Annotated in this window: 18 protein-coding genes; 11 read left to right on the top strand and 7 right to left on the bottom strand. The window is 66.7% G+C overall.

The annotated features are described in order from the left end of the window. The first annotated feature begins 158 nt into the window (after window positions 1–158). From ACM0PY_RS01025 to ACM0PY_RS01000, 6 genes are read left to right on the top strand one after another with little or no spacing between them, the layout of a single operon-like run. The gene (locus ACM0PY_RS01025; protein ID WP_005417626.1) at window positions 159–1,763 is read left to right on the top strand and encodes a glucoamylase family protein; all 1,605 of its coding nucleotides are present in this window, start codon (window positions 159–161) and stop codon (window positions 1,761–1,763) included. Window positions 1,764–1,767: 4 nt separating this feature from the next. After that, window positions 1,768–3,108: a sugar ABC transporter substrate-binding protein gene (locus ACM0PY_RS01020; RefSeq protein ID WP_180883838.1), complete on the top strand. Its 1,341-nt coding sequence runs from the start codon at window positions 1,768–1,770 to the stop codon at window positions 3,106–3,108. Further along, window positions 3,105–3,986 (top strand): carbohydrate ABC transporter permease, encoded by an 882-nt coding sequence (locus ACM0PY_RS01015; protein ID WP_005417621.1) that lies wholly within the window; start codon window positions 3,105–3,107, stop codon window positions 3,984–3,986. Before ACM0PY_RS01020 ends, ACM0PY_RS01015 begins: the two co-directional genes overlap by 4 nt. Next, on the top strand, window positions 3,983–4,819 hold the full coding sequence (locus ACM0PY_RS01010) for a carbohydrate ABC transporter permease (protein ID WP_180883840.1): 837 nt from the start codon (window positions 3,983–3,985) through the stop codon (window positions 4,817–4,819). Before ACM0PY_RS01015 ends, ACM0PY_RS01010 begins: the two co-directional genes overlap by 4 nt. After that, entirely contained in the window at window positions 4,816–7,983 is a 3,168-nt protein-coding gene (locus ACM0PY_RS01005) for a discoidin domain-containing protein (RefSeq protein WP_180883841.1), read from the top strand. Before ACM0PY_RS01010 ends, ACM0PY_RS01005 begins: the two co-directional genes overlap by 4 nt. Window positions 7,984–7,985: 2 nt before the next feature. Continuing rightward, window positions 7,986–8,870, top strand: coding sequence for an endonuclease/exonuclease/phosphatase family protein (locus tag ACM0PY_RS01000; protein ID WP_180883843.1), 885 nt, complete (start codon window positions 7,986–7,988; stop codon window positions 8,868–8,870). 167 nt (window positions 8,871–9,037) lie between these two features. On the opposite strand, the gene ACM0PY_RS00995 is transcribed toward ACM0PY_RS01000, so the two are convergent. Then, on the bottom strand, window positions 9,038–12,295 hold the full coding sequence (locus ACM0PY_RS00995) for an Rne/Rng family ribonuclease (protein ID WP_180883844.1): 3,258 nt from the start codon (window positions 12,293–12,295) through the stop codon (window positions 9,038–9,040). 407 nt (window positions 12,296–12,702) lie between these two features. Here ACM0PY_RS00995 and ACM0PY_RS00990 point away from each other — a divergent pair, with 407 nt between their 5' ends. Continuing rightward, a complete protein-coding gene (locus ACM0PY_RS00990) occupies window positions 12,703–13,677 on the top strand; it encodes an RluA family pseudouridine synthase (RefSeq protein WP_134972810.1) in 975 nt (324 codons plus the stop codon). Between the two features lie 71 nt (window positions 13,678–13,748). On the opposite strand, the gene zupT is transcribed toward ACM0PY_RS00990, so the two are convergent. The 3 genes from zupT to ACM0PY_RS00975 all read right to left on the bottom strand — a co-directional run bounded on the left by zupT (window position 13,749) and on the right by ACM0PY_RS00975 (window position 15,419). After that, window positions 13,749–14,558, bottom strand: coding sequence for a zinc transporter ZupT (gene zupT / locus ACM0PY_RS00985; protein WP_005417614.1), 810 nt, complete (start codon window positions 14,556–14,558; stop codon window positions 13,749–13,751). A 97-nt stretch (window positions 14,559–14,655) separates the two neighbouring features. After that, entirely contained in the window at window positions 14,656–15,072 is a 417-nt protein-coding gene (locus ACM0PY_RS00980) for an energy transducer TonB (protein WP_180883846.1), read from the bottom strand. Next, window positions 15,069–15,419, bottom strand: coding sequence for a 4a-hydroxytetrahydrobiopterin dehydratase (locus ACM0PY_RS00975; protein WP_021203009.1), 351 nt, complete (start codon window positions 15,417–15,419; stop codon window positions 15,069–15,071). Before ACM0PY_RS00975 ends, ACM0PY_RS00980 begins: the two co-directional genes overlap by 4 nt. A gap of 90 nt (window positions 15,420–15,509) precedes the next feature. On the opposite strand from ACM0PY_RS00975, the gene ACM0PY_RS00970 reads away from it, so the two are divergent. Beyond that, a complete protein-coding gene (locus ACM0PY_RS00970; RefSeq protein ID WP_049417239.1) occupies window positions 15,510–16,109 on the top strand; it encodes an NfuA family Fe-S biogenesis protein in 600 nt (199 codons plus the stop codon). Window positions 16,110–16,119: 10 nt separating this feature from the next. Continuing rightward, on the top strand, window positions 16,120–17,877 hold the full coding sequence (locus ACM0PY_RS00965; protein ID WP_180883847.1) for a dermokine domain-containing protein: 1,758 nt from the start codon (window positions 16,120–16,122) through the stop codon (window positions 17,875–17,877). A gap of 130 nt (window positions 17,878–18,007) precedes the next feature. Here ACM0PY_RS00965 and ACM0PY_RS00960 read toward each other — a convergent pair whose 3' ends face one another. Beyond that, window positions 18,008–18,421 (bottom strand): barstar family protein, encoded by a 414-nt coding sequence (locus ACM0PY_RS00960; protein WP_414609440.1) that lies wholly within the window; start codon window positions 18,419–18,421, stop codon window positions 18,008–18,010. Next, entirely contained in the window at window positions 18,421–18,873 is a 453-nt protein-coding gene (locus tag ACM0PY_RS00955; protein WP_061478000.1) for a guanyl-specific ribonuclease, read from the bottom strand. The genes ACM0PY_RS00960 and ACM0PY_RS00955 overlap by 1 nt, the downstream gene beginning before the upstream one ends. 219 nt (window positions 18,874–19,092) lie before the next feature. On the opposite strand from ACM0PY_RS00955, the gene ACM0PY_RS00950 reads away from it, so the two are divergent. Then, a complete protein-coding gene (locus ACM0PY_RS00950) occupies window positions 19,093–19,704 on the top strand; it encodes a superoxide dismutase (protein WP_005410310.1) in 612 nt (203 codons plus the stop codon). A gap of 71 nt (window positions 19,705–19,775) precedes the next feature. Here the strand turns inward: ACM0PY_RS00950 and ACM0PY_RS00945 are convergent, their stop codons facing one another. After that, entirely contained in the window at window positions 19,776–20,624 is an 849-nt protein-coding gene (locus ACM0PY_RS00945; protein WP_069139760.1) for an endonuclease/exonuclease/phosphatase family protein, read from the bottom strand. Between the two features lie 162 nt (window positions 20,625–20,786). Here ACM0PY_RS00945 and ACM0PY_RS00940 point away from each other — a divergent pair, with 162 nt between their 5' ends. Further along, window positions 20,787–22,352, top strand: coding sequence for a POT-type proton-dependent oligopeptide transporter (locus ACM0PY_RS00940; protein WP_180883851.1), 1,566 nt, complete (start codon window positions 20,787–20,789; stop codon window positions 22,350–22,352). Window positions 22,353–22,354 lie beyond the last annotated feature (2 nt).

Here is a 22,354-nt window from a genome sequence, read left to right as displayed (position 1 = left end):
TTGCCCACGCCGCTGCCGGGCAGGGGGCAGCGGCGTGGGCAATGATCGCGGTGTCAAACCACGTTTTTCGTGGTTTTTTAAGAGCGCATCTTGTAAACGATTTCAGATCATTGGACGGTATGCTTTCCCATCGATCAGACCACCGGAGGAACCGCGCCATGCAGGCACGCCATCTGTTGTCCGCGGCAGCGTTGAGCCTGGCCGTCGCCGCCTGCCAGCCGGCCCAGCAGGAGCCTGCCAAGCCGCGTCCGCCGGTGATCCTGATCGAGGCCGATGCACCGCCGCGGCCGATGAAGCCGGAGCTGCCGCCGCTGTTCGATGACATCGAGCGCCGCACCTTCCAGTTCTTCTGGGACACCACCAACGAGATCAACGGGCTGACCCCGGACCGCTATCCGTCGCGGCCGTTCGCCAGCATCGCGTCGGTGGGTTTCGCGCTGACCGCCTATCCCATCGGTATCGAGAACGGTTGGGTCAGCCGCAACCAGGCGATCGACCGGACCCTGACCACCCTGAAATTCTTCCGCGACGTGCCGATGGGCCCACAGCGCACCGGCAAGGCGGGCTACAAGGGTTTCTACTATCACTTCCTGGACATGCAGGAAGGCCGTCGCTACGACAGCTGGGTCGAACTGTCCTCGGTGGATACCGCACTGCTGATGATGGGCGTGCTGTTCGCGCAGTCGTACTACGACGGTGACGATCCGCGCGAAAAGGAAATCCGCCAGATCGCCGACACCTTGTACAAGAAGGTCGACTGGCCGTGGCTGCAGCAGCGTGCACCGCTGATCTCGATGGGCTGGTTCCCGGAGAGCGGCTTCATCGACCACGACTGGATGGGCTACAACGAGGCGATGATGGTCTACATCCTCGCCCTGGGCTCGCCCACGCACCCGGTCAGCCCGGACGCGTGGACGGTGTGGACGCGCACCTATGACAACGACTGGGGTGTCTACCAGGGCCAGGAATACCTGTCCTTCGGCCCGCTGTTCGGCCACCAGTACAGCCACGTCTGGATCGATTTCCGCGATATCCAGGACGCGTACATGCGCGAGCGCGGCAGCACCTATTTCCTCAACAGCCGCTCGGCCGCGCTGGCCCAGCGCGAGTACGCCATCGCCAACCCGATGCAGTGGAAGGACTATGGCGAGAACGTATGGGGCCTGACCGCCAGCGATGGCCCGCAGAACACCACGCAGGAGTACCGCGGCGAACAGCGCCAGTTCCGCCACTACTCCTCGCGCGGCGCCGGCCTGCGCGAGAACTTCGATGACGGCACCATTGCCCCGACTGCGGCGATCGCCTCGGTGGTGTTCGCGCCCGAGCAGGTGATCCCGGCGACGCTGGAAATGCACAAGCGCTACGGCGACTACATCTATTCCAGCTACGGCTTCCTGGATTCGTTCAATCCCAGCTTCAACTACGACATCCCGATCAAGACCGGTCGCCTGGTGCCGGATCGCGGCTGGGTCGCCAGCGACTACATCGCCATCGACCAGGGGCCGATCCTGACCATGATCGCCAACTACCGCAACGACTTCGTCTGGGAAGTGATGAAGAAGAATCCGTACATCCGCAAGGGCCTGGAGCGGGCCGGATTCAGCGGCGGCTGGCTGGCACCGGAAGGGTCGTTCCAGCCGCTGGAACTGCAGAAGGACGAAAAGGCCGCGGCAGCACGCGCGGTGGGTATCGCCGAATCACGCGCGGCTGCCGCGCAGGAACAGAAGAACAATGCCAACCGCACCACAGGCCAGGGCAAGTAATCCGATGCCGAACTGGATCGACCGCCTGCGCCGCTGGGCGCTGCCTGCCCTGGCCACCCTGGCCGTGGCCGGCTGCGCCCGCACCGAACCGGGCACCACCACCGTGCGCTTCTGGGCGATGGGCCGCGAAGCCGAGGTGGTCAGCGAGCTGATCCACGAGTTCGAGGCCGAGAATCCCGGCATCAAGGTGGATGTGCAGAACATCCCGTGGACCGCCGCGCACGAAAAGCTGCTGACCGCGTTCGCCGCCGATGGCCTGCCGGACGTGTGCCAGCTCGGCAACACCTGGGTGCCGGAGTTCGCCGAACTCGATGCATTGACCCCGCTGCAGCCGTTCGTGCAGCGCTCCACTGTGGTCGATCCGAAAGATTACTTCCAGGGCATCTGGGATACCAACGTGATCCACGGCGAGCTGGTCGGCGTGCCGTGGTACGTCGATACGCGCCTGATCTACTACCGCAAGGACCTGCTGGCCAAGGCCGGCTACGACCACCCGCCGCGCACGTGGCCGGAGTGGGAGGAGCAGATGGCGGCGATCAAGCGCATGCAGGGCCCGAACCGCTACGCGGTGCTGATGCCGATCAACGAGTTCGAGCAGCAGCTGTCGCTGGCCCTGCAGCAGCCCGACCCGCTGCTGCGCGACGACGATACCCGCGGCAATTTTGCCAGCCCGGGGTTCCGCCGCACGCTGTCCTTCTACGCCAACATGTTCGAGCAGGGCTGGGCGCCGAAGATGTCCGAGACGCAGATCTCCAACGTCTGGGATGAATTCTTCCGCGGCTTCAACGTGTTCTACATCTCCGGCCCCTGGAACATCCGCGAGTTCAAGAAACTGCAGCCGAAGGAACTGGAAGGACAGTGGGGCACCGCTGCGCTGCCGGGGCCCAACGGTCCGGGCGCGGGCATCGCCGGTGGCACCAGCCTGGTGATCTTCCGCAAGTCGCAGCAGAAGGAGGCGTCCTGGAAGCTGATCGAATTCCTGTCGCGCCCGCAGATCCAGGCACGCTTCCATTCGATCATCGGCGACCTGCCGCCACGCCGCAGCGCCTGGAACGCGCCGTCGCTGGCCAACGATCCGCTGGCCGCCGCGTTCCGCGATCAGCTGGAGCGGGTCAAGCCGACGCCGAAGGTGCTTGAATGGGAGCGCATCGTGCAGGAAATGCGCATTGTCACCGAGAAGGTGGTGCGCGGTGGCCTGCCGCAGGACAAGGCCGTGGCCGAACTGGACCAGCGCGTGGACAAGGTGCTGGCCAAGCGCCGCTGGATGCATGAACAACAACGCCTGCAGGAGCGCGCGCCGTCGCCGCAATCGAGCAGCGCAGTGGCCGCCGGGAGCGCGCAATGAAACGTACTTCGCTGGCCGGCTGGATCTTCGCCGGCCCCTCGCTGATCGTGCTGGGCGTGTTCTTCGGCCTGCCGGTCGCCTCGGCGCTGGCGCTGAGCGTGACCGACTTCGACCTCTATGCACTGGCCGACAGCAGCAACCTGCGCTTCGTCGGCCTGGGCAACTACATCGACCTGCTGCAGACGCCGATGTTCTGGAAGTCGCTGTGGAATACCGCCTACTTCGTGCTGATCGGCGTTCCGTTGTCGATCGGTGTGTCGCTGGGCGCGGCCATGCTGCTCAACGCACCGGCCGCACGCTTCAAGGCCCTGTTCCGTACGGCACTGTTCGCGCCGGTGGTGACCACGCTGGTGGCGGTGGCGGTGATCTGGCGCTACCTGTTCCATACCAGCTATGGACTGGTGAACTACGGGCTGGGCCACCTGGGCATCAGTCCGATCGACTGGCTGGGTGATCCCAACTGGGCGATGCCGACCATCATGCTGTTCGCGGTGTGGAAGAACTTCGGCTACAACATGGTGATCTTCCTCGCCGGCCTGCAGGCGATCCCGCATGACCTGTACGAAGCCGCGCGCATCGACGGCGCTTCGCGCTGGAAGCAGTTCCTGCACATCACCCTGCCGATGCTCGGCCCGGTACTGCTGGTGGTCGGCGTGATCACCGTGTCCGGCTATTTCCAGCTGTTCGCCGAGCCGTATGTCATGACCCGCGGCGATCCGCTGCAGAGCACCGTCAGCGTGCTGTATTTCATGTTCGAGGAAGGCTTCAAGTGGTGGAACCTGGGGCGCGCCTCCGCGGTGGCGTTCCTGCTGTTCCTGATCATCCTGGCGGTGACCACCGTGATGCTGCGTTTCGGCCGCAAGAGGCAGTTGGTATGAGTCGTGAAATCGGCCAGTCGCGCTGGTATCCGTGGATGATCAATGCTGCGTTGCTGGTGCTGGCCCTGGTCAGCCTTGCACCGCTGCTGTGGATGCTCTCGGTCTCGTTCATGCCGCAGGGCGAGGCCAGTCATTTCCCGCCGCCACTGCTGCCTTCGAGCATCACCACGCACAACTACCACGAGCTGTTCGCGCGCACCGGCATGGGCGGCAACTTCGCCAACAGCCTGCTGGTGTCGCTGGCTATCACGCTGGGTTCGCTGCTGCTCAACACCATGGCTGGCTACGCCTTCGCCAAGCTCAACTTCGTTGGCCGCGAACGCCTGTTCCAGGTGCTGATGGCAGCGCTGGTGATCCCGGCGCAGGTGGCGATGCTGCCGCTGTTCCTGCTGATGAAGCAGCTGGGCCTGGTCAACAGCTTTGGCGGCGTGATCGTGCCGGCGCTGGCCAGCGTGTTCGGCATCTTCCTGGTGCGCCAGTACGCGCGTTCGATCCCGGACGAGCTGCTTGAAGCGGCGCGCATCGACGGCGCGGGTGAGCTGCGCATCTTCTTCCAGATCGTGCTGCCGATGCTCAAGCCGGTACTGGTGACCCTGGCGATCTTCACCTTCATGGGGGCATGGAACGATTTCATGTGGCCGCTGATCGTGTTGACCGACCAGGAGCACTACACTTTGCCGGTGGCGCTGGCCACCCTCTCGCGCGAGCACATCATGGACGTGGAAATGATGATGGCTGGCGCGGTGGTCACCGTGGTTCCGGTGCTGGCACTGTTCCTGGTGCTGCAGCGGTACTACATCCAAGGTCTGTTGCTGGGGAGCGTCAAGGGATGAAGCGAGCGATCGCCGTTGGACTGGGCCTGTTGTGGACTTCCCTGGCGATCGCCGCACCACCGGCACTGCCGGCGCCGAAGGTACTGGACGATTTCGACGACATCGGCGCCTGGAAGCTGGTGCTGTCCGACCAGGTCAGCGGTTCGCTGCGTCCGGTGAGCGGTGCCGGTGGCGGCCGCGCGCTGTGCCTGGACTACGATTTCCACAAGGTGTCGGGCTACGTCGGCATCCGCCGCGCGCTGGGCATCGAGTACCCGGCCAACTACCGTTTCGGCTTCCAGCTGCGGGGGGATTCGCCGGGCAACGACCTGCAGTTCAAGCTGATCGATGCCAGCGGCGACAATGTCTGGTGGGTCAATCGTCCGGGCTACAGCTTCCCCAAGGCGTGGACGCCGGCCGAATACCGCCGTCGCCAGATCGACAAGGCATGGGGGCCGTCGCCGGAGAAGGAGATGGCGCGCAGCGCTGCGGTCGAGTTCACGATCTACAGCAAGGTCGGCGGCCGCGGCACGGTGTGCTTCGACAAGCTGACCCTGCAGGGCCTGCCGCCGCAGGATGATTCGGCGCTGGTGCCATCGGTGATCGCCGACACCGCCACCGCGCTGCAGGACCGGATGATTGACGGAAAGAGCGATACGTTCTGGATCAGTGGCGGGGTCAAGCAGCAGACCATCAGCCTGGACCTGCACAAGAGCCGCGAGATCGGCGGTGCGGTGATTGACTGGCTGCCGAACCTGGAAGCCAATCGCTACACCGTGCGGACGTCCGAGGATGGCCGGGACTGGCGCACCGTGCGCGAGGTGACCGGCGGTGCGGGCGGCCGCGACTGGCTGGCGCTGCCGGATACCGACGCGCGCTACGTGCGCTTCGATCTGCACGATGGCCCGAACTGGCGCTATGGCATCCGTGACATCACGCTCAAGCCGCTGGCGTTCGCGGCCACGCCGAACGCATTCCTGTCCTCGGTGGCGGCCGACCTGCCGCGCGGCTCGCTGCCGCGTGCATATGTGGGCGAACAGCCGTACTGGACCCTGCTCGGCCTCGATGGCGGCCAGGAGCAGGCACTGATCAGCGAGGACGGTGCGCTGGAACCGGCCAAGGGCAGTTTCAGCATCGAGCCGTTCATCCGCGTGGACGGCAAGTTGCTGGACTGGTCGACGGTGGCCATCACCCAGTCGCTGCAGGATCGCTACCTGCCCATCGCCAATGTCGACTGGGTGCATGAGAAGGCCGGCCTGGCGGTAACCAGCTTCGTGCAGGGCACGCCGGAGCGCGCGCAGCTGATCGGCCGCTACCGGTTGAGCAATCCGGACAAGGTGGCGCACGAGTACACCTTGGCGCTGGCGATCCGGCCGTGGCAGGTGAACCCGCCGACCCAGTTCCTCAATACCGTCGGCGGCTTCAGTCGCATCGATGCGCTGGATGTGGGCGAACAGCTGGTGCGCATCAACGGTGAGCCGCGCATCTATCCGTTGCAGGTGCCGGATGCGCGCTTTGCCAGCACGTTCGATGGCAAGCTCGACGCGATGCATCTGGCCTCCGGGAAATACCCGGCCAGCACGGCGGTGAAGGACAGCACCGGCATGGCGTCCGGTGCGCTGCTGTATACGATCAAGCTGGACCCTGGCCAGAGCCGAGAAGTGGCGGTGGTGTTGCCACAGACCGGAGGCTGGGCGCCGCAGGCGCTGGATGTGGCCAAGGCGCAGGCACAGGTCGCAGAGCAGTGGCGGCAGAAGCTGGGGGTGGTCTCGTTGCAAGTACCGGCTGCGGGCCAGGCGCTGGTCGATACCCTGCGCACCGCCGTGGCGCACATGCTGATCTCGCGGGTCGGCCCGCGCCTGCAGCCGGGCACGCGCTCGTACGCGCGCAGCTGGATCCGCGATGGCGCGATGATTTCAGAGGGCCTTCTGCGCATGGGGCGCAGTGATGCGGTGCGTGATTACATCAACTGGTATGCGCCCTATCAGTTCGAGAATGGCAAGGTGCCGTGCTGTGTCGATGCACGTGGCAGCGATCCGGTGCCCGAGAACGACAGCCATGGCGAGCTGATCTACAGCATTGCCGAGTATGGGCGCTATACCGGTGACAGCACCTTCGCCGAACTGATGTGGCCGCATGTGCAGGGCGCCTACAACTACATGGAGCAGCTTCGCGCCAGCGAGCGCACGGACGAGAATCGGGCGCGCAATCCGGCGTTCTACGGGATGATGCCGGCCTCGATCAGCCATGAAGGCTATTCGGCCAAGCCGATGCATTCGTACTGGGACAATTTCTGGGCGTTGCGCGGCTACAAGGATGCGGCATCGCTGGCGGCCCAGCTGGGCAAGGTCGAAGCCATGCAGATTGCCGAATCGCGTGACCAGTTCCGTGATGACCTGCAGGCCTCGCTGCTGTCGGCGATGCAGCAGCACAACATCGATTACCTGCCGGGCTCGGCCGAGCTGGGCGATTTCGATGCGACCTCGACCACCATCGCGCTGGCTCCGGGCGGTGAACAGGGGCGCCTTCCGCAGCAGGCGCTCGATGCCACTTTCGAGCGCTACTGGAAGGAATTCGTGGCCCGTCGGGACGGCAAGCGCGAGTGGAAGGACTACACGCCCTACGAGTGGCGCAACGTGGCCGCCTTCGTCCGCCTTGGCTGGCGCGATCGCGCCTGGCAGGCGACTGAGTTCTTCTTCAAGGACCGTGCGCCGCAAGCCTGGAACCAGTGGGCCGAAGTGGTCTCGCGCACGCCGCGCAAGCCGTTCTTCGTCGGTGACCTGCCGCATGCCTGGGTCGCTTCGGACTTCGTGCGCTCGGCCCTGGACATGTTCGCCTACAGCCGTGACATGGACGATGCGCTGGTGTTGGCCGCCGGCATTCCGACCGCCTGGCTGCAGGGCGACGGCATCGCTGTGCAGGGCCTGCGCACGCCGCAGGGCCAGCTCAACTACCGCCTGCAGCGCAGCGACAAGCAGCTGGTGCTGGAGGTGCAGCCGGGCCTGGTGCCACCGGTCGGTGGCGTAGTCTTGCCGTGGCCGTACGCCGGTGATCCGGGCGAGGCGACCATCAACGGCGAAGCGGCCGAATGGACCGACAGGGAACTGCACGTGCACCAGCTGCCGGCGCGGGTCGAGATCGATGTACCGGGCGCGGTGCGCCGCGCCGAGCGCAAGGGGCAGTAACGATGAAGCAGCAGGGGGGAAGGGTGCGCACGGCCGTGCGTGCCCTGGGACTGGCCATTGCATTGGCATTGCCGGGTGCCGTGATGGCAGCCGTGCCAACCGCCGCGACAGCGGCTGACATCGCCAGCGCACCAGGCATGAGCATGGTGACCTTCAACCTGCATCACGACCGCGAGGACTGGCCGAGCCGCCGCCGCACCATCCTGGCCGAACTCAAGCGCCTGCAGCCGGATGCGGTTGCCCTGCAGGAGGTGATCCAGCGCCGCAACGTGCGCAACCAGGCGCAGTGGCTGGCCAGCCAACTCGGCTACAAGTACGTGTTCGTGTCCACCGATCCGGTGGGTGCGCCGAAACGTTACGGCAATGCGCTGCTGACCCGGCGGCCGATCCTCGCCCAGGGTGAGCACCTGCTAGAGCCGCTGGACGACTACCGGACGGTCGCCCATCTGCGCATCAGTGTGGACGGCAAGGCGGTCAACGTCTATGCCACCCACTTCAACGAGCGCAGCGACGAAAATGGCCAGCGCATCCGTCGCACCCAGGTCGAGGACCTGCTGCGCTTCATCGCCAGCACCTCGGCCGGCGCACCGGTGGTGATCGCGGGCGACTTCAACGCGCTGGTCGATGCCAGTGACCTGAGCGAGCTGCGCAGCCATTACGGTGACAGCTACGGCAGCGTGCACGTCAACACCGACCTGGCCGGGGTCAGTACGCTGAACAGGCACTACTACCCGGTGGCCTCGCGGATCGACCACATCTTCTTCCAGCAGGACGCGATGGTCGCACGTGAGGCCAAGCTCCTGTTCGACCAGCCCGATGACAGCGGTCGCTGGGCCTCGGACCATTATGGCGTCTGGACCCGCCTGCAATTCGCTCCGGCGCACTGATGTCCTGGTAGGTGCCACCCTTGGTTGGCACGGACGTGTCCGCGTTCGCTCCAACAACGGCGCCGACCAGGGTGGGCCTCTACCAGAGCGCTGCACGCGCCCGGCGCACAAACAGAAACGGCGGGGATCATCGATCCCCGCCGTTTTTTCACGCGATCAAAGCGCGATCAGTTCGCCGGCGGCGTGCGCTTGGCGCTTTCTTCGTCTTCTTCGTCGGCCTTGGCTTCGGCCGCCTTGGCTTCGGCCGCCTGGGCTGCCGCATCGGCGTGGCCATCGGCGACCGGATCGATCGACGGTGTCACCACTGCATCGGCGACCGGGGCCGCAGCTTCCACCGGTGCGGCTTCCACCGCCACCGGCGCGACCGGCTGTTCGGCGACCACGACCGGCTCGACGACCGGCTTGGCTTCAACCACCGGAGCAGCGTCAACGATCTCCGGCTTGGCTTCTACCACCGGAGCGGCTTCGGTAGCGGCCGGCTTGGCTTCAGCCACCGGTGCAGCCTCGACTGCCGCCGGCTTCGCTTCGATCGCCTGAGCGACTTCAGCCACCGGGGCTGCTTCCACCGCGATCGGCTTTGCTTCGACTGCCGGTGCGGCAACAGCCACCGGCTGCGCCGGGGTTGCTGCGTCGATGGCATCGAGCATGCTGGTCTGCACCGGCGAGGACACCGGCTCTGCCTTGGCTGCGGTTTCAACCGCCGCCGGCACTTCGGCGGTGATCGGTGCGGCAGTCTCGACCACGGCGCTGCTCACCACCGCCACCGGTGCGGCGACAGCAGCGGCGGCAGCACGGACCGGCTTCTCGGCTTCGACAGCAACCGGTTCGGCTTCGTCATCGAAATCGAATTCCGGCTGCGCACGGGTCGGCTGTGCGGCGGCGACCGGAGTGGCCGGGGCGGCACTGTCGACGTTCGGCTCGACGCCCTCGGCGTCATCACCCTCGTCACCCTCGTCCTGGTCATCGCCCAGGCCGTCACCACCGGCAGCGTTCTCGGCGCCACCGCGACGACGACGACGGCCGCCACGACGGCCGCGACGGCGGCGGGTTGCACCTTCGCCAGCCTGCTCGCCATGGGCGTCGGCTGCAGTCTCTTCAGCGGCAACCGCAACCACCTCGGCCTCGCCGGCAGCGGTCTCGACCGGTACTGCGTCCACCGGGGCGGCGGCCACCGGGGCAACCGGGGCGACCGGTGCACTGGCTTCCTGCGCGGTCACCACGTTGGCGGCGACGGCGTTGGCGGCCACAGCTGCTGCCGCGGTCACACCTTCAACCGGGGCTTCGGCGACGTTGCGCTGCGGCTTCTCGGCCGGCTTGTCACCGTCCTGCTGCTGGCGCGGCTGCTTGGGCTGCTTCAGCTTCGGCTGGTTCTGGCCCTGGCCCTGCTGCTCGTTGCGCGGCTTGTTCTGCTGCTGCGGCTGCTGCTGGCCATCCTTCTGCTGCGGCTCTTTCTGCCTGCCCTGCTGCGGCTGCTGCTGGGCATTGCCGTTGTTGCCGTTGCGGCCGTCCTTGTTGCGCTGCTCAGCGCGGTCCTTGCGGTTGCCGCCATCCTTCTGCTGCTGCGCGTTGCCGTTGCCACCGTTGCCACGGTTTTCGTCGCGACGGTCCTTGCGATCCTTGTTGCGATCCTTGTTGCGGTCCTTGCGACCACCGTCCTGCTGCTGGCGCGGAGCCGGGGCGGCCGGCGCCGGCGCCGGCGCCGGCTCGCCACCGAACACGCGCTTGAGCCAACCGATCACGCCGCCGCTCGAAGCCGGCGCCACGGGCGCTGCCACGACCGGAGCCGGAGCGGCTGCAGCCGGAGCCGCTTCCTCGCGCACCGGGGCGGGAGAGGTGTGCTTGACCTGGGTCACTGCCGGCGGCGGGATGTTCAGCTGGCCCTTGGTCAGGGCGTGCACCGGCAGCTTGCGCGGGGTGCCGCGCTGGTAGCTGGGCTTGCTGCTCTCTTCACCCAGCTCGTTCTCACGCAGGCGGGTGACCGCATAGTGCGGGGTGTGCAGCTGCTCGTCGGCGACGATCACGATCGGCGCTTCGTGGCGCTGCTCGATCTCGCGCAGGGCGCTGCGCTTCTCGTTCAACAGGTAGTTGGCGATCTCCACCGGCGCCTGGACCAGCACCTGCCCGGTGTTCTCCTTCATCGCGTGCTCTTCGGCGACGCGGATGATCGACAGCGACAGCGACTCCACGCTGCGCATGCGGCCGTGGCCGTCGCAACGCGGGCAGACGATCTGGCTGGATTCGCCCAGGCTCGGGCGCAGGCGCTGGCGGCTCATTTCCAGCAGGCCGAAGCGCGAGATGCGGCCGACCTGCACGCGGGCACGGTCGTACTTCAGCGCGTTGGCCAGGCGATTCTCGACCTCGCGCTGGTGCTTGTTGGAGGCCATGTCGATGAAGTCGATCACCACCAGGCCGCCCAGGTCGCGCAGGCGCAGCTGGCGGGCCACTTCCTCGGCCGCTTCCAGGTTGGTCTGGAACGCGGTGTCCTCGATGTCGCTGCCCTTGGTGGCGCGCGAGGAGTTCACGTCGACTGCGGTCAGTGCTTCGGTCTGGTCGACCACGATCGAGCCACCCGACGGCAGGCGCACGTTGCGCTCGTAGGCACCTTCGATCTGCGACTCGATCTGGAAGCGGTTGAACAGCGGGATGTCGTCCTTGTAGTGCTTGAGCTTGCGCAGGGTCTGCGGCATCACCTGCTGCATGAACTCGCGGGCGTGCTCGTACATCTCCTCGGTGTCCACCAGGATCTCGCCGATGTCGGCGCGCAGGTAGTCACGCAGGGCGCGCACGATCAGGCGCGATTCCTGGTAGATCAGGAACGGGGCCGGCTTGCTCAGTGCGGCTTCGGCGATGGCGCGCCAGACGTTGAGCAGGTAGTCCAGGTCCCACTGCAGCTCTTCCGCATCGCGACCGACGCCGGCGGTACGGATGATCACTCCCATGTCGTCGGGAATGTTCAGCTTGTCCAGGGCCTCCTTCAGCGCGGCACGGTCTTCGCCCTCGATGCGGCGGGACACGCCGCCGGCGCTGGGCGAGTTCGGCATCAGCACCATGTAACGGCCGGCCAGCGAGATGAACGTGGTCAGGGCAGCGCCCTTGTTGCCACGCTCTTCCTTGTCGACCTGGACAACGATCTCCTGTCCTTCCTTCAGCAGCTCGCGGATGCCGGCCTTGTTGTGGTCGACACCGGCCTGGAAGTAGTCGCGGGAGATTTCCTTCAGCGGCAGGAAGCCATGGCGGCCACCGCCATACTCGACGAAGGCGGCTTCCAGCGAGGGCTCGATGCGGAAGATCCGGCCCTTGTAGATGTTGGACTTCTTCTGTTCCTTCGACGGCTGTTCGATGTCGATGTCATACAACGACTGGCCATCCACGATGGCAACACGCAGCTCTTCAGCCTGCGTGGCGTTGATCAGCATTCGCTTCATTGTTGCGTTCCTCGCAAGCGGCTACCGCGCGGAACGCCATGGGGTTTCGCCTCTGGACACGGCTCGCCGCCCATTCGCGCAAGCGCGGGGAGGGCGGCTTGGGTTTCCAGCGCTACGACACCACGGCAGGCCGCGGGAGCGCTTCACTCTTATGGGTTTTGGGTGTTGCAGGGCCGCAGGCAGCTGTCAGCCAGGCTGGAGCGCCACGCGGGACATGTTCAGCACGGTTGCGTGTCAGGCATCCGGCGATGGCCGGGAAGGCCGGTGAGCCGCTAACATGGCCGCCCCGCGGGCGGTGGTCGCGCACTGTGCCGGATTCGTCGGAAGCTGGGCTTCTGGCCCTGAGTAACTTCCAACGAAATCAATCCCTTATCTCGCCCCCCGAGTGTAACAGAATAAACAGCCTGATGACCGCCCAAGACCCGACCAAACCCGCTGGCGACAAGCCTTCCGTGCGCATGATCACCGTTCCCGCCGACCGCGCCGGCCAGCGCCTGGACAACTTCCTGCTCGGCCAGCTGAAGGGAGCCCCGCGCAGCCTGGTGTACAAGCTGGTGCGCAGCGGGCAGGTTCGGGTGAACGGCGGCCGCGCCAAGGCCGAGCGCAAGCTGGAGGCGGGCGATGAGGTGCGTGTGCCGCCGGTCCGTCTCAGTGAGGAGGGAGACAAGGCCGGCCCGCCAGAGGCGTTCATGCGCCGCCTGGAGCAGGCCATCGTCTTCGAGGACGCCCGGCTGCTGGCCCTGAACAAGCCCTCCGGCGTGGCCAGCCATGGCGGCAGCGGCATCAGCTTCGGTGCCATCGAGACCCTGCGCGCGTTGCGGCCGGGACAGACACTGGAGTTGGTCCATCGGCTGGATCGCGACACCTCGGGCCTGCTGATCGTGGCCAAGAAGCGTTCGGCGCTGAGCGAACTGCAGGCGCTGTTGCGTGAAGACCACGGCGCCGGCATCCGCAAGCGCTACCTGACCCTGCTGGCCGGCCGCATGCCGGACGGCGTGATGACCGTCGACGCGCCGCTGCACGTGGGCCTGCGTCAGGGTGGCGAGCGCCATGTACAGGTCAATGCGATCGGCAAGGAATCGATCAGTCACTTCCGGGTGCTGGAGCGCCGCGGCGGCCAGTCGTACTGCGAGGTGCGCATCGAAACCGGCCGCACCCATCAGATCCGCGTGCATGCCCAGCATCTGGGTCATCCGGTGGCCGGTGACGACAAATACGGCGATCCTGCGGTCAACAAGCGGCTTCGTGAGCAGATCGGGCTGAAGCGCCTGTTTCTGCACGCAGCCTCGTTGGAGTTTGCACTGGACGACGGCAAGAGCCCGTATGTGCTGAACGCGCCGCTGGCGGATGAGCTGGCCGAGGCGCTGGACCGCCTGCGCTGACGGCGGCTCGGCCGTGTTGCGCGAGAGCCAGTCGAGCATGGCTCGACTCTACAGGGCGAACCGCAAACCCCTCACCATTTGAACAGCACCAGGCTGATCGCCAGCGTGCCCATGCCGGCCACCAGCCCGTACACGGTCTCGTGACCCTTGGCATAGCGCTTGGCGGCCGGCAGCAGCTCGTCCAGTGCCAGGAACACCATCACGCCGGCAATCAGCCCGAACACCCAGCCGAAGGTGGCGTGCGACAGCGACCCGGACAGCAACCAGTAGCCGAGCGCGGCGCCCACCGGCTCGGCCAGGCCCGACAGCAGGCTGGCGCTGAACGCATAGGCCTTGTTCTGGGTGGCGAAGTACACCGGCACCGCGATCGCGATGCCCTCGGGGATGTTGTGGATGGCAATCGCAAAGGCCAGTGGCATGCCCACCGACGGGCTTTCCAGCGTGGCGAAGAAGGTCGCCAGCCCTTCCGGGAAATTGTGCGCGGTGATCGCGACCGAGGTCAGCAGCGCGACCCGCTTCAGGTACTCGCGGCTGTTTTCGCGGAACGCGGGATCCTGCTTGTCCAGGCTGTCATGCGGGTTGGGAATGAAGTGGTCGATCAGCACGATCACGATCACGCCCAGCAGGAACGCCAGGGTGCCGTAGGTGAAGCCGGTGCGCTCGCCATGGGCCAGTGCGAACGAAGCAATGGATTTGTTGAGGATTTCCGACAGCGACACATAGACCATCGCGCCGCCGGCGAAGGCCAGGCCGAACGCCAGCAGGCGCGGGTTGGGGCGGCGCGAGAACAGCACCAGCAGGCTGCCGATCGCAGTGGCGAGGCCGGCCGCGAGGGTGACCGCCAGCGCAATCCAGATGTTTTCGGGGGGAATCTGCAGCATCTACCGACGCAGTCCTGGTCAACAGACAACCGCCCCGGACAGGGCCGGGGCGGCGAGGGCGAGGCGGGCGCCGGCTGGCCTCGTCGGGGGCGTGCGATCAGCCGCCGCGGCGCAGGCGCTCTTCAATGGCGAAGCACTGGTCCGGCTTCGGCTGCGGCGGGTTGAAGCTGACCGGCACCTGGATGGTGGCCGGCACCGGCTGGCCATTGCGTGTCGCGGCCTTGAACTGCCAGCCCTGCACGGCGGTTTTGGCGAGTTCGTCCAGCTGCGGGTTGCCCGCGCCAGTCAGCAGGGCGACCTCGCTCGGCTTGCCGTCGGTGCCGATGGTCACCTTGAACGTACTGGTGCCGCCCACGCCCATGCAGGCCAGTTCAAGCGGGTACTGCGGCGGCGGCGTCTTCACTGCTGCGACTTCGGTCGGCGGTGGCGGCGGTGGTGCCGGCGGTTCGGACGAGCCGCAGCCGGCCAGGCCGGCCGCAGCGATCAGGGACAGGCTCAGCAAGCGTACGTTCATGGCAGTTGCTCCGTCAGGGCCGAAGTCTTGGCCGCGCAGATGAAGTCGTTCTCGCTCAGACCGCCCACGTCATGGGTGGAAAAGCGCACGACCGCGCGGTCGTAGTGCACGCCCAGGTCCGGATGGTGGTCCTCGCGATGGGCAATCCAGGCCAGCGCGTTCACGAAGGCCATGGTGGCGTAGTAATCCTTGAAGCGGAAGGTGCGCGTCAGGGCCTGCCCGCCCTCGCTCAGCTCCCAGCCGGGAACCTGCGGCAGCAGTTCGGCCAAGCGGGCTTCGCCGAGCTTGTGGTCGCTGCCTTTGCGTGGCACGCAACGGGCCTGGGCCAGTGGAATCAGGTCGGCCATGGGAATCTCCACCTCGTGTTGACTGAACAATGCGCCGGACGGTGTATAAACCGAATGAGCGGCTGACGCTTACTTGGCTAGAATAGCCTGATGATCCAGATCTCCGACACTGCCCAGACCCATTTCCGCAAGCTGATCGAACGCGAGGGCGTGCCTGGCATGGGCGTGCGCCTGAGCGCGGTCGACCCCGGTACCCCGCGCGCCGACGCCCGGCTGGAATTCGCCGAACCCACCGACCTGCTGGGCGACGAGTGGGCGGTGGACTGCGATGGCTTCACCCTCTATGTCGATGCCGGCAGCGTTGGCTGGCTCGACGGTGCCGAGATCGACATCGTCGCCGGCACCGCCGGTGCCCAGCAGTTGACCATCAAGGCGCCGCGCATCAAGGGTGAAGCGCCCGGTGATGCGGCCTCGCTGGTCGAGCGCGTGCACTGGGTGGTGGAGAACGAAGTCAATCCGCAGCTGGCCTCGCATGGCGGCAAGGTGGCCGTGCAGGAAGTCTCTGCCGACGGCGTGGTGCTGCTGCGCTTCGGTGGTGGCTGCCAGGGCTGCGGCATGGCCGACGTGACGCTCAAGCAGGGCATCGAAAAGACCCTGATGGGCCGTGTGCCGGGCGTGACCGCCGTGCGCGACGCGACCGACCACGACAGCGGCCACGCGCCGTACATCCCGCGCGACAACGTCGCCTGATCGCTGACGCGTGCCTCTGACCCGGGCCGAGCAACTCATCGATCTGCTGCTGGCCCGCCAGCAGCCCCGCGCCGTCCTTGAGAAGACCACGCGCCTGCCTTATGGCTGGGCGCTGTGGCTGCGCTCGCTGGGGCCGCTGCCGCGGCCGTTGCATGCCCGCGAAGTGATTGCGGTATTGCTGCCGCGTCCGCTGCCCGGCCGGCCAGGCCAATCGCCGCAGTTGTCACCGTGGCAGGCGTTGCGCCGTCTGTTCTGGCAGGACTGGGACGCTGCGCCGCGCGACCAGCGCTGGATGCGTTGGACCTCGGCGCTGATCAGCGCACTGCTGCACCTGCTGTTCTTCATGCTGCTGCTGTGGGTGGCGGTGATCCGCACCACTGCGCCAGACGAAGAGGGCGCCGAGGGCGAGCGCGTGCAGGTGGAGTTCGTCGGCCGCGCGACCCAGGAAGGCGGGGGCGATCAGCCCGGCGCCGAAGTCGCTGCGGCCGCTGCGGCAGGTCGGGTTGCGACGGGGCAGCAGGCGGACGCCGCCACAGCTCCTGCCCCGCGTCCGGCGGCTGCCGAAGCCGCCGCATCTTCCCCTGCATCCGCGCTGACCGCCAGTGTTCCTCCGCCGCCAGCCGAAGCCGAGCCGGCGCCGGTTGCCGCGCCGCCGCCTTCACCGGTCCAGGCCACCGAGGTGGCGCAGGCCAGCACGGATTTCGTGGTGCCGCCGGTCAGCGTGCCTCGAACCGAAGTCAGCGTCGTACCGCGTGACAGCACGCCCGTTGTGCGCGAGCGCAGCGTGCAGCCGGTGCAGGCGCCGCCGACGCCAAGCCAGATGCGCAGCCCGGAACTGGCCGTGCGCACGCCGCAGGTGCGTGACATCCAGGTGCGCGAACGCGAAGTCAGCATCGTCGAAGCGCCCGTCGCACCCAAACCGCTGCGCAGCCCTGAAATGCAGGTGCGCGTGCCACAGCAGGACGTGCAGGTGCGTGAACGTGAAGTGCAGGCCGTGGCCGATCCGCAGGTGCGGATGGCGGCGGTGGCCGGGCGTGAGCCCGCCGTACGCGCGCCCACCGGCCGTGATGTACAGGTGCGGGAGCGTGAAGTGGCCCCGGCACCGGCGGCGGCACCGGCATCCTCCAGTGGCAGTGCCACCGTGACGCCTGCGGCTGCGGCCCAAGGCAGTGCGGCGCAGACGAGCAGCAGCACGCGTCCGTCGGCCTCCAGCAGCACGGCAAACGCCGGAGCGCGCCCGGCGCCCAATCCAGGCAACTGGGCCACGCCTGCCAAGGGCGACGACTGGGGTTCATCCAGCCGTAACCGTGACGGTGCCAGCAGTGGCGCCCGCCAGGCCAGCACTGCCGGCAAGGGCAATGGCCTGTTCAATGCCGATGGCAGCGTGCGCGTGCCAGGCCAGGACGGCGATGGCCATGCCGAGCGCGGTGCGCCCGGTGGCGCCAACGACGGCTGGAGCAAGGAGCGCATCGCGCAATCGGGCACATGGCTGAAACGTCCGCCGTACGACTACACGCCGACGTCGTTCGACAAGTACTGGGTGCCACAGGAATCGCTGCTGGCCGAATGGGTGCGCAAGGGCGTCAAGGCGATGGAGATTCCACTGCCGGGCACCAACACGAGGATTTCCTGCGTCATTTCGATCCTGCAGGCCGGCGGTGGCTGTGGCCTGACCAACCCCAACATGCAGGACCAGCCGGCCGTGGCACGGCCGCCGCCGGACATCCCGTTCAAGAAGGAACTGCAGGAAGATAACGGGAGCCGCTAGGACGGCGCATCCACGCATGGCGTGGATCTACTGTGCATCCAGCTGGGCCGGGTAGATCCACACCATGCGTGGATGATCCATGGGGGCACGCCCATGCCGACCAAGGTCAGCCTCTATCAGGGCGTTGCCCTTACGCGCTCTGCGGCAGGAACACCCAGAACGGCACATCGCGACCGACCCAATCGCGGCTGGCTTCATCCATCACGTCCAGCAGGGTGTCGAAGTCCTTCTGTGCGGCGGCGCGCAGCGCGTCCACATCGCACAGGAACAGCGCGTAGCCGTTGGCCGGCAGCCATTGCAGATCACGCAGGTTGTCCGACAGTGCATCCCAGTTGCCGCCGAAACCGGCCGGGAAATCCAGTTGCGCGGCGAGCCGGGCGAGCAGGGTGCGCTTGTCCGCCACGCCCTCCAGATCGATGCGGATCACCTTGAGGCTGGCATCGCGCATTGCTGCGGCCAGTGCGCCGATGTCATCGCTGTCGATGGCATAGACGCCGGCATTGTTGATGTCATGCAGGCCGAGGCCGAAATCATCGTGGCTCATCACTGCGCTCCCTGGGCCGGTACGGTGAAGCTGCGGAACGATTCGTAGTGGTCGTCGGTGTAGTACCACGCCTCCGGCGGATCGCCGCCGGTGACGATGCGGCGCGTGCCACGCGTGCGTGCACCGGGGGTGTCGACGGTGTACTCGCGGTAGTAGCCACGCGGACGTTGCGGCAGCTGCTGCTCGCGGTTGCCGAAGGTGGTGCCGTCCTGGCGGTGCGGGAATGGACCGCCTCGCTGGATCAGGGCAATGGTCTGGCGTGCTTCGGTGGGCAGGAACGCGGGCAGGCCGTTGTCCCGTCCGGGCGTGGCCGTGGCAGGCGCCCGTGCGGTGGGTGTTCCCTGCAGGTCCGGTGCGAACTGTGGCGCCGGCGGCCGCTGCAGGAAATGGTTGGCGACCAGGCCGAGCAGCAGCAGGGCGATGGCGGTGATCAGCAGCCGGGGGTTGCGCATGGGCAGGGGCGGGCGAGGGTGGTACACGCACTGTAGCGCCTGCGCGCTGCATGGCGCATGAGGAGGGCGCCGCGTCACTGCTGCGTAACAATTGCCGTCGTGCTCACTGGCAGGACGCAATTTCCTTTACATCCCCCTTGGTAATCTGCGGGTCTGTCCCCATCATTCACGGCGCACCGCCCGACATCGTCGGGTGCCCTCGCAATCAGGAGATGCATCATGGCCTACACCCTGCCCAAGCTGTCCTACGCCTACGACGCGCTGGAGCCGCATATCGATGCGGCGACGATGGAAATCCATCACACCAAGCATCACCAGACCTACATCAACAACGTCAACGCGGCGCTGGAAGGCACCGAATACGCTGACCTGCCGGTCGAAGAGCTGGTGAAGAAGCTCAAGTCGTTGCCGGAGAACCTGCAGGGTCCGGTGCGCAACAACGGTGGTGGCCATGCCAATCACTCGCTGTTCTGGACCGTGATGGCCCCGAACGCGGGCGGCAACCCGGTGGGTGACGTGGCCAAGGCCATCGACAAGGACCTGGGCGGTTTCGACAAGTTCAAGGACGCCTTCACCAAGGCGGCGCTGACCCGTTTCGGCAGTGGCTGGGCGTGGCTGAGCGTGACCCCGGACAAGAAGGTCGTGGTCGAGAGCACCGGCAACCAGGACAGCCCGCTGATGGAAGGCAACACTCCCATCCTCGGCCTGGACGTGTGGGAACACGCGTACTACCTGAAGTACCAGAACCGCCGCCCGGAGTACATCGGCGCGTTCTTCAACGTCATCGACTGGAATGAAGTCGAGCGCCGTTACCAGGAAGCGATCGCCTGATCGCGGTGACGGGATGAGTGGAAAGGCCGGGGGAGACCCCGGCCTTTTCTGTTGCAGGATCCCGGCACGACCTATTCCGCCGTGGCCGTAGCGTCCTGCAGGCGCAGGGTTGCCAACACGCCCAGGCGCAGTCCGGGCAGGTCGCCGTCGGCGGGCAGCAGGATCGGCTGCTGGCGGATGCCGCCGAAGTGCTTGACCTGGAACAGCACGTCCAAGCCGTGGCCACTGGCGCCGCCACCACTGGCTGCAGGCGGCTCGGCGCGGCCGCCGGGATTGCGCCGTGCCGGCTGGAAGCCGGGCGTGCTCCGCACCAGCTCCACCGTGCTGGCCGAAAAGTCGCCCGCGATCAGGCTGGGCATGCCTTCGGCGGTGGCGCCGATCCAGGTCATCAGGTCGCTGGTCTGGTGTTGGCGGGCGGTGGCCTCGTCCGGGTCCGGGCGCAGCCGCGCCACATAGATGTTGACCAGCGCCTCGCCCAGCTTCAGCCGCATCATGCCGGCCGCACTGAAGGTGCCGGGAGGATGCAGCAGGGTCACGCCGTCCTCGCTCACCGGCAGCCGGGTCAGCATGGCGTTGCCATGGCGCAGTGGCTGGCTGGGTGGGTCGGCAGTGACGAAGTCGCAGCTGTAGCGCAGCCGGCTGGCCAGCCAGCAGGCCGGGTTGCGGCCTTGCTGCTGCAGCACCTGCTGCACCGAGATCACGTCCGGCTGCAGGTCGGTCAGCAGTTGTGCGACCTGCTCGCGGCGCTGCTTCCATTGCGCGTCATCGCGGCTGGGCAGCTCCAGCGCGGCTACCGTCAGCTGCCGAGGTTCGCTCTCACTGGCAACGGCGGCCGGCGCCTGTGGTCGTGCCTGCGCCTGCAATGCCAGCAACAGCGCAAGGCAGCTGAGCAGGAGGCGGGCGGGGGCGAGGGGGCGCATAACGATAAGTTTACGCTTTTGTCGTGCAGGTGCCGTGACTTCCGGCAGGGCCTGCACGGCCTGCCACGGATTGGCACCGTTGTCATGCAGCCCTGCAGCGTGCTTCGCAAGCCCCGGTTCCGGTAACCTTGCGCCTTTCGCTTTGCAGGAATGCCTTACAGGATGAGCCAGGACGCAGTCGCCCCCATCGCCGGCCAAGGAAAGATGCCGCGCCAGATTCCGTACATCATCGGCAATGAGGCCTGCGAACGGTTCAGTTTCTACGGGATGCGCAACATCCTGGTGCAGTTCCTGATCACCTCGCTGCTGCTGCAGGAAATCACTGCGGAAGGCCGTGCCGGTGAAGCCAAGGACATCATGCACAGCTTCATGATCGGCGTGTATTTCTTCCCGCTGCTCGGTGGCTGGCTGGCCGACAGGTTCTTCGGCAAATACCACACCATCCTCTGGTTCAGCCTGGTCTACTGCGCCGGCCACCTGTGCCTGGCGCTGTTCGAGAACAGCCGCGAGGGCTTCTTCCTCGGCCTGGGCCTGATCGCGCTGGGTGCCGGTGGCATCAAGCCGCTGGTGGCCTCGTTCATGGGCGACCAGTTCGACCAGAGCAACAAGCACCTGGCCAAGATCGTCTTCGACGCCTTCTACTGGATCATCAACTTCGGCTCGCTGTTCGCCTCGCTGCTGATCCCGCTGGCACTGAAGAACTGGGGTCCGCAGTGGGCGTTCGGTATCCCGGGCATCCTGATGTTCATTGCTACCTTCGTGTTCTGGCTGGGCCGCAAGCGCTACGTGCTGGTGCCGCTGCCGCCGAAGGATCCGCATTCGTTCGCCAACGTGGTGCGGACCGCGCTGACCACGCGCGTGGCCGGCCAGGGCCGTCCGGGCCTGGTGATCGCCGTGCTCGGCCTGGCGCTGGCGGCGGCCTCGTTCGGTCTGGTCGGTTCGCTGGGCATCGTGATCTGCCTGTGCCTGGCGCTGGTGGCCATCCTCGCCGGCATCGGTGGCGGTACCTGGTTGCAGCTGGACCGCGCCCGCGGCCAGCATCCGGCCGAAGCCGTGGAAGGCGTGCGCTCGGTGCTGCGCGTGCTGGTGATCTTCGCGCTGACCACGCCGTTCTTCTCGCTGTTCGACCAGAAGGCCTCGACCTGGGTCCTGCAGGGCCAGCAGATGCAGATGCCGAGCTGGTTCACCGCCTCGCAGATGCAGGCGCTGAACCCGCTGCTGGTGATGATCCTGATTCCGTTCAACAACCTGGTGCTGTACCCGGCCCTGCGCCGCTTCGGCTTTGAGCCGACCGCGCTGCGCCGCATGACCGCCGGCATCGCCTTCAGCGGCCTGGCCTGGATCGTGGTCGGCGGCATCCAGGTGGTGATGGACGGCGGCAACGCCATGTCGATCTTCTGGCAGATGCTGCCGTATGCGCTGCTGACCTTCGGTGAGGTGCTGGTCTCGGCCACCGGCCTGGAGTTCGCCTACAGCCAGGCGCCGCAGGCGATGAAGGGCGTGGTGATGAGCTTCTGGAACCTGACCACCACCATCGGCAACCTGTGGGTGCTGCTGTCGAACGCTGCCGTGCGCAACGATGCCGTGACCCACAGGATCGCCAGTACGGGCCTGAGCGAAGCGGCGTTCCTGATGTTCTTCTTCGCCGGTTTCGCCTTCGTCGCGGCGTTGGCCTTCGGTTGGTACGCGAAACGCTATCGTATGGTCGACAACTACCGTAGCGCCTGAGC

Origin of the sequence: Stenotrophomonas sp. BR163 (assembly GCF_047520985.2) — a bacterium.
GTDB lineage: Bacteria > Pseudomonadota > Gammaproteobacteria > Xanthomonadales > Xanthomonadaceae > Stenotrophomonas > Stenotrophomonas sepilia.
The sequence above is the reverse complement of the archived record's forward strand: the minus strand, read 5'-3'. Positions and strand labels throughout refer to the sequence as shown.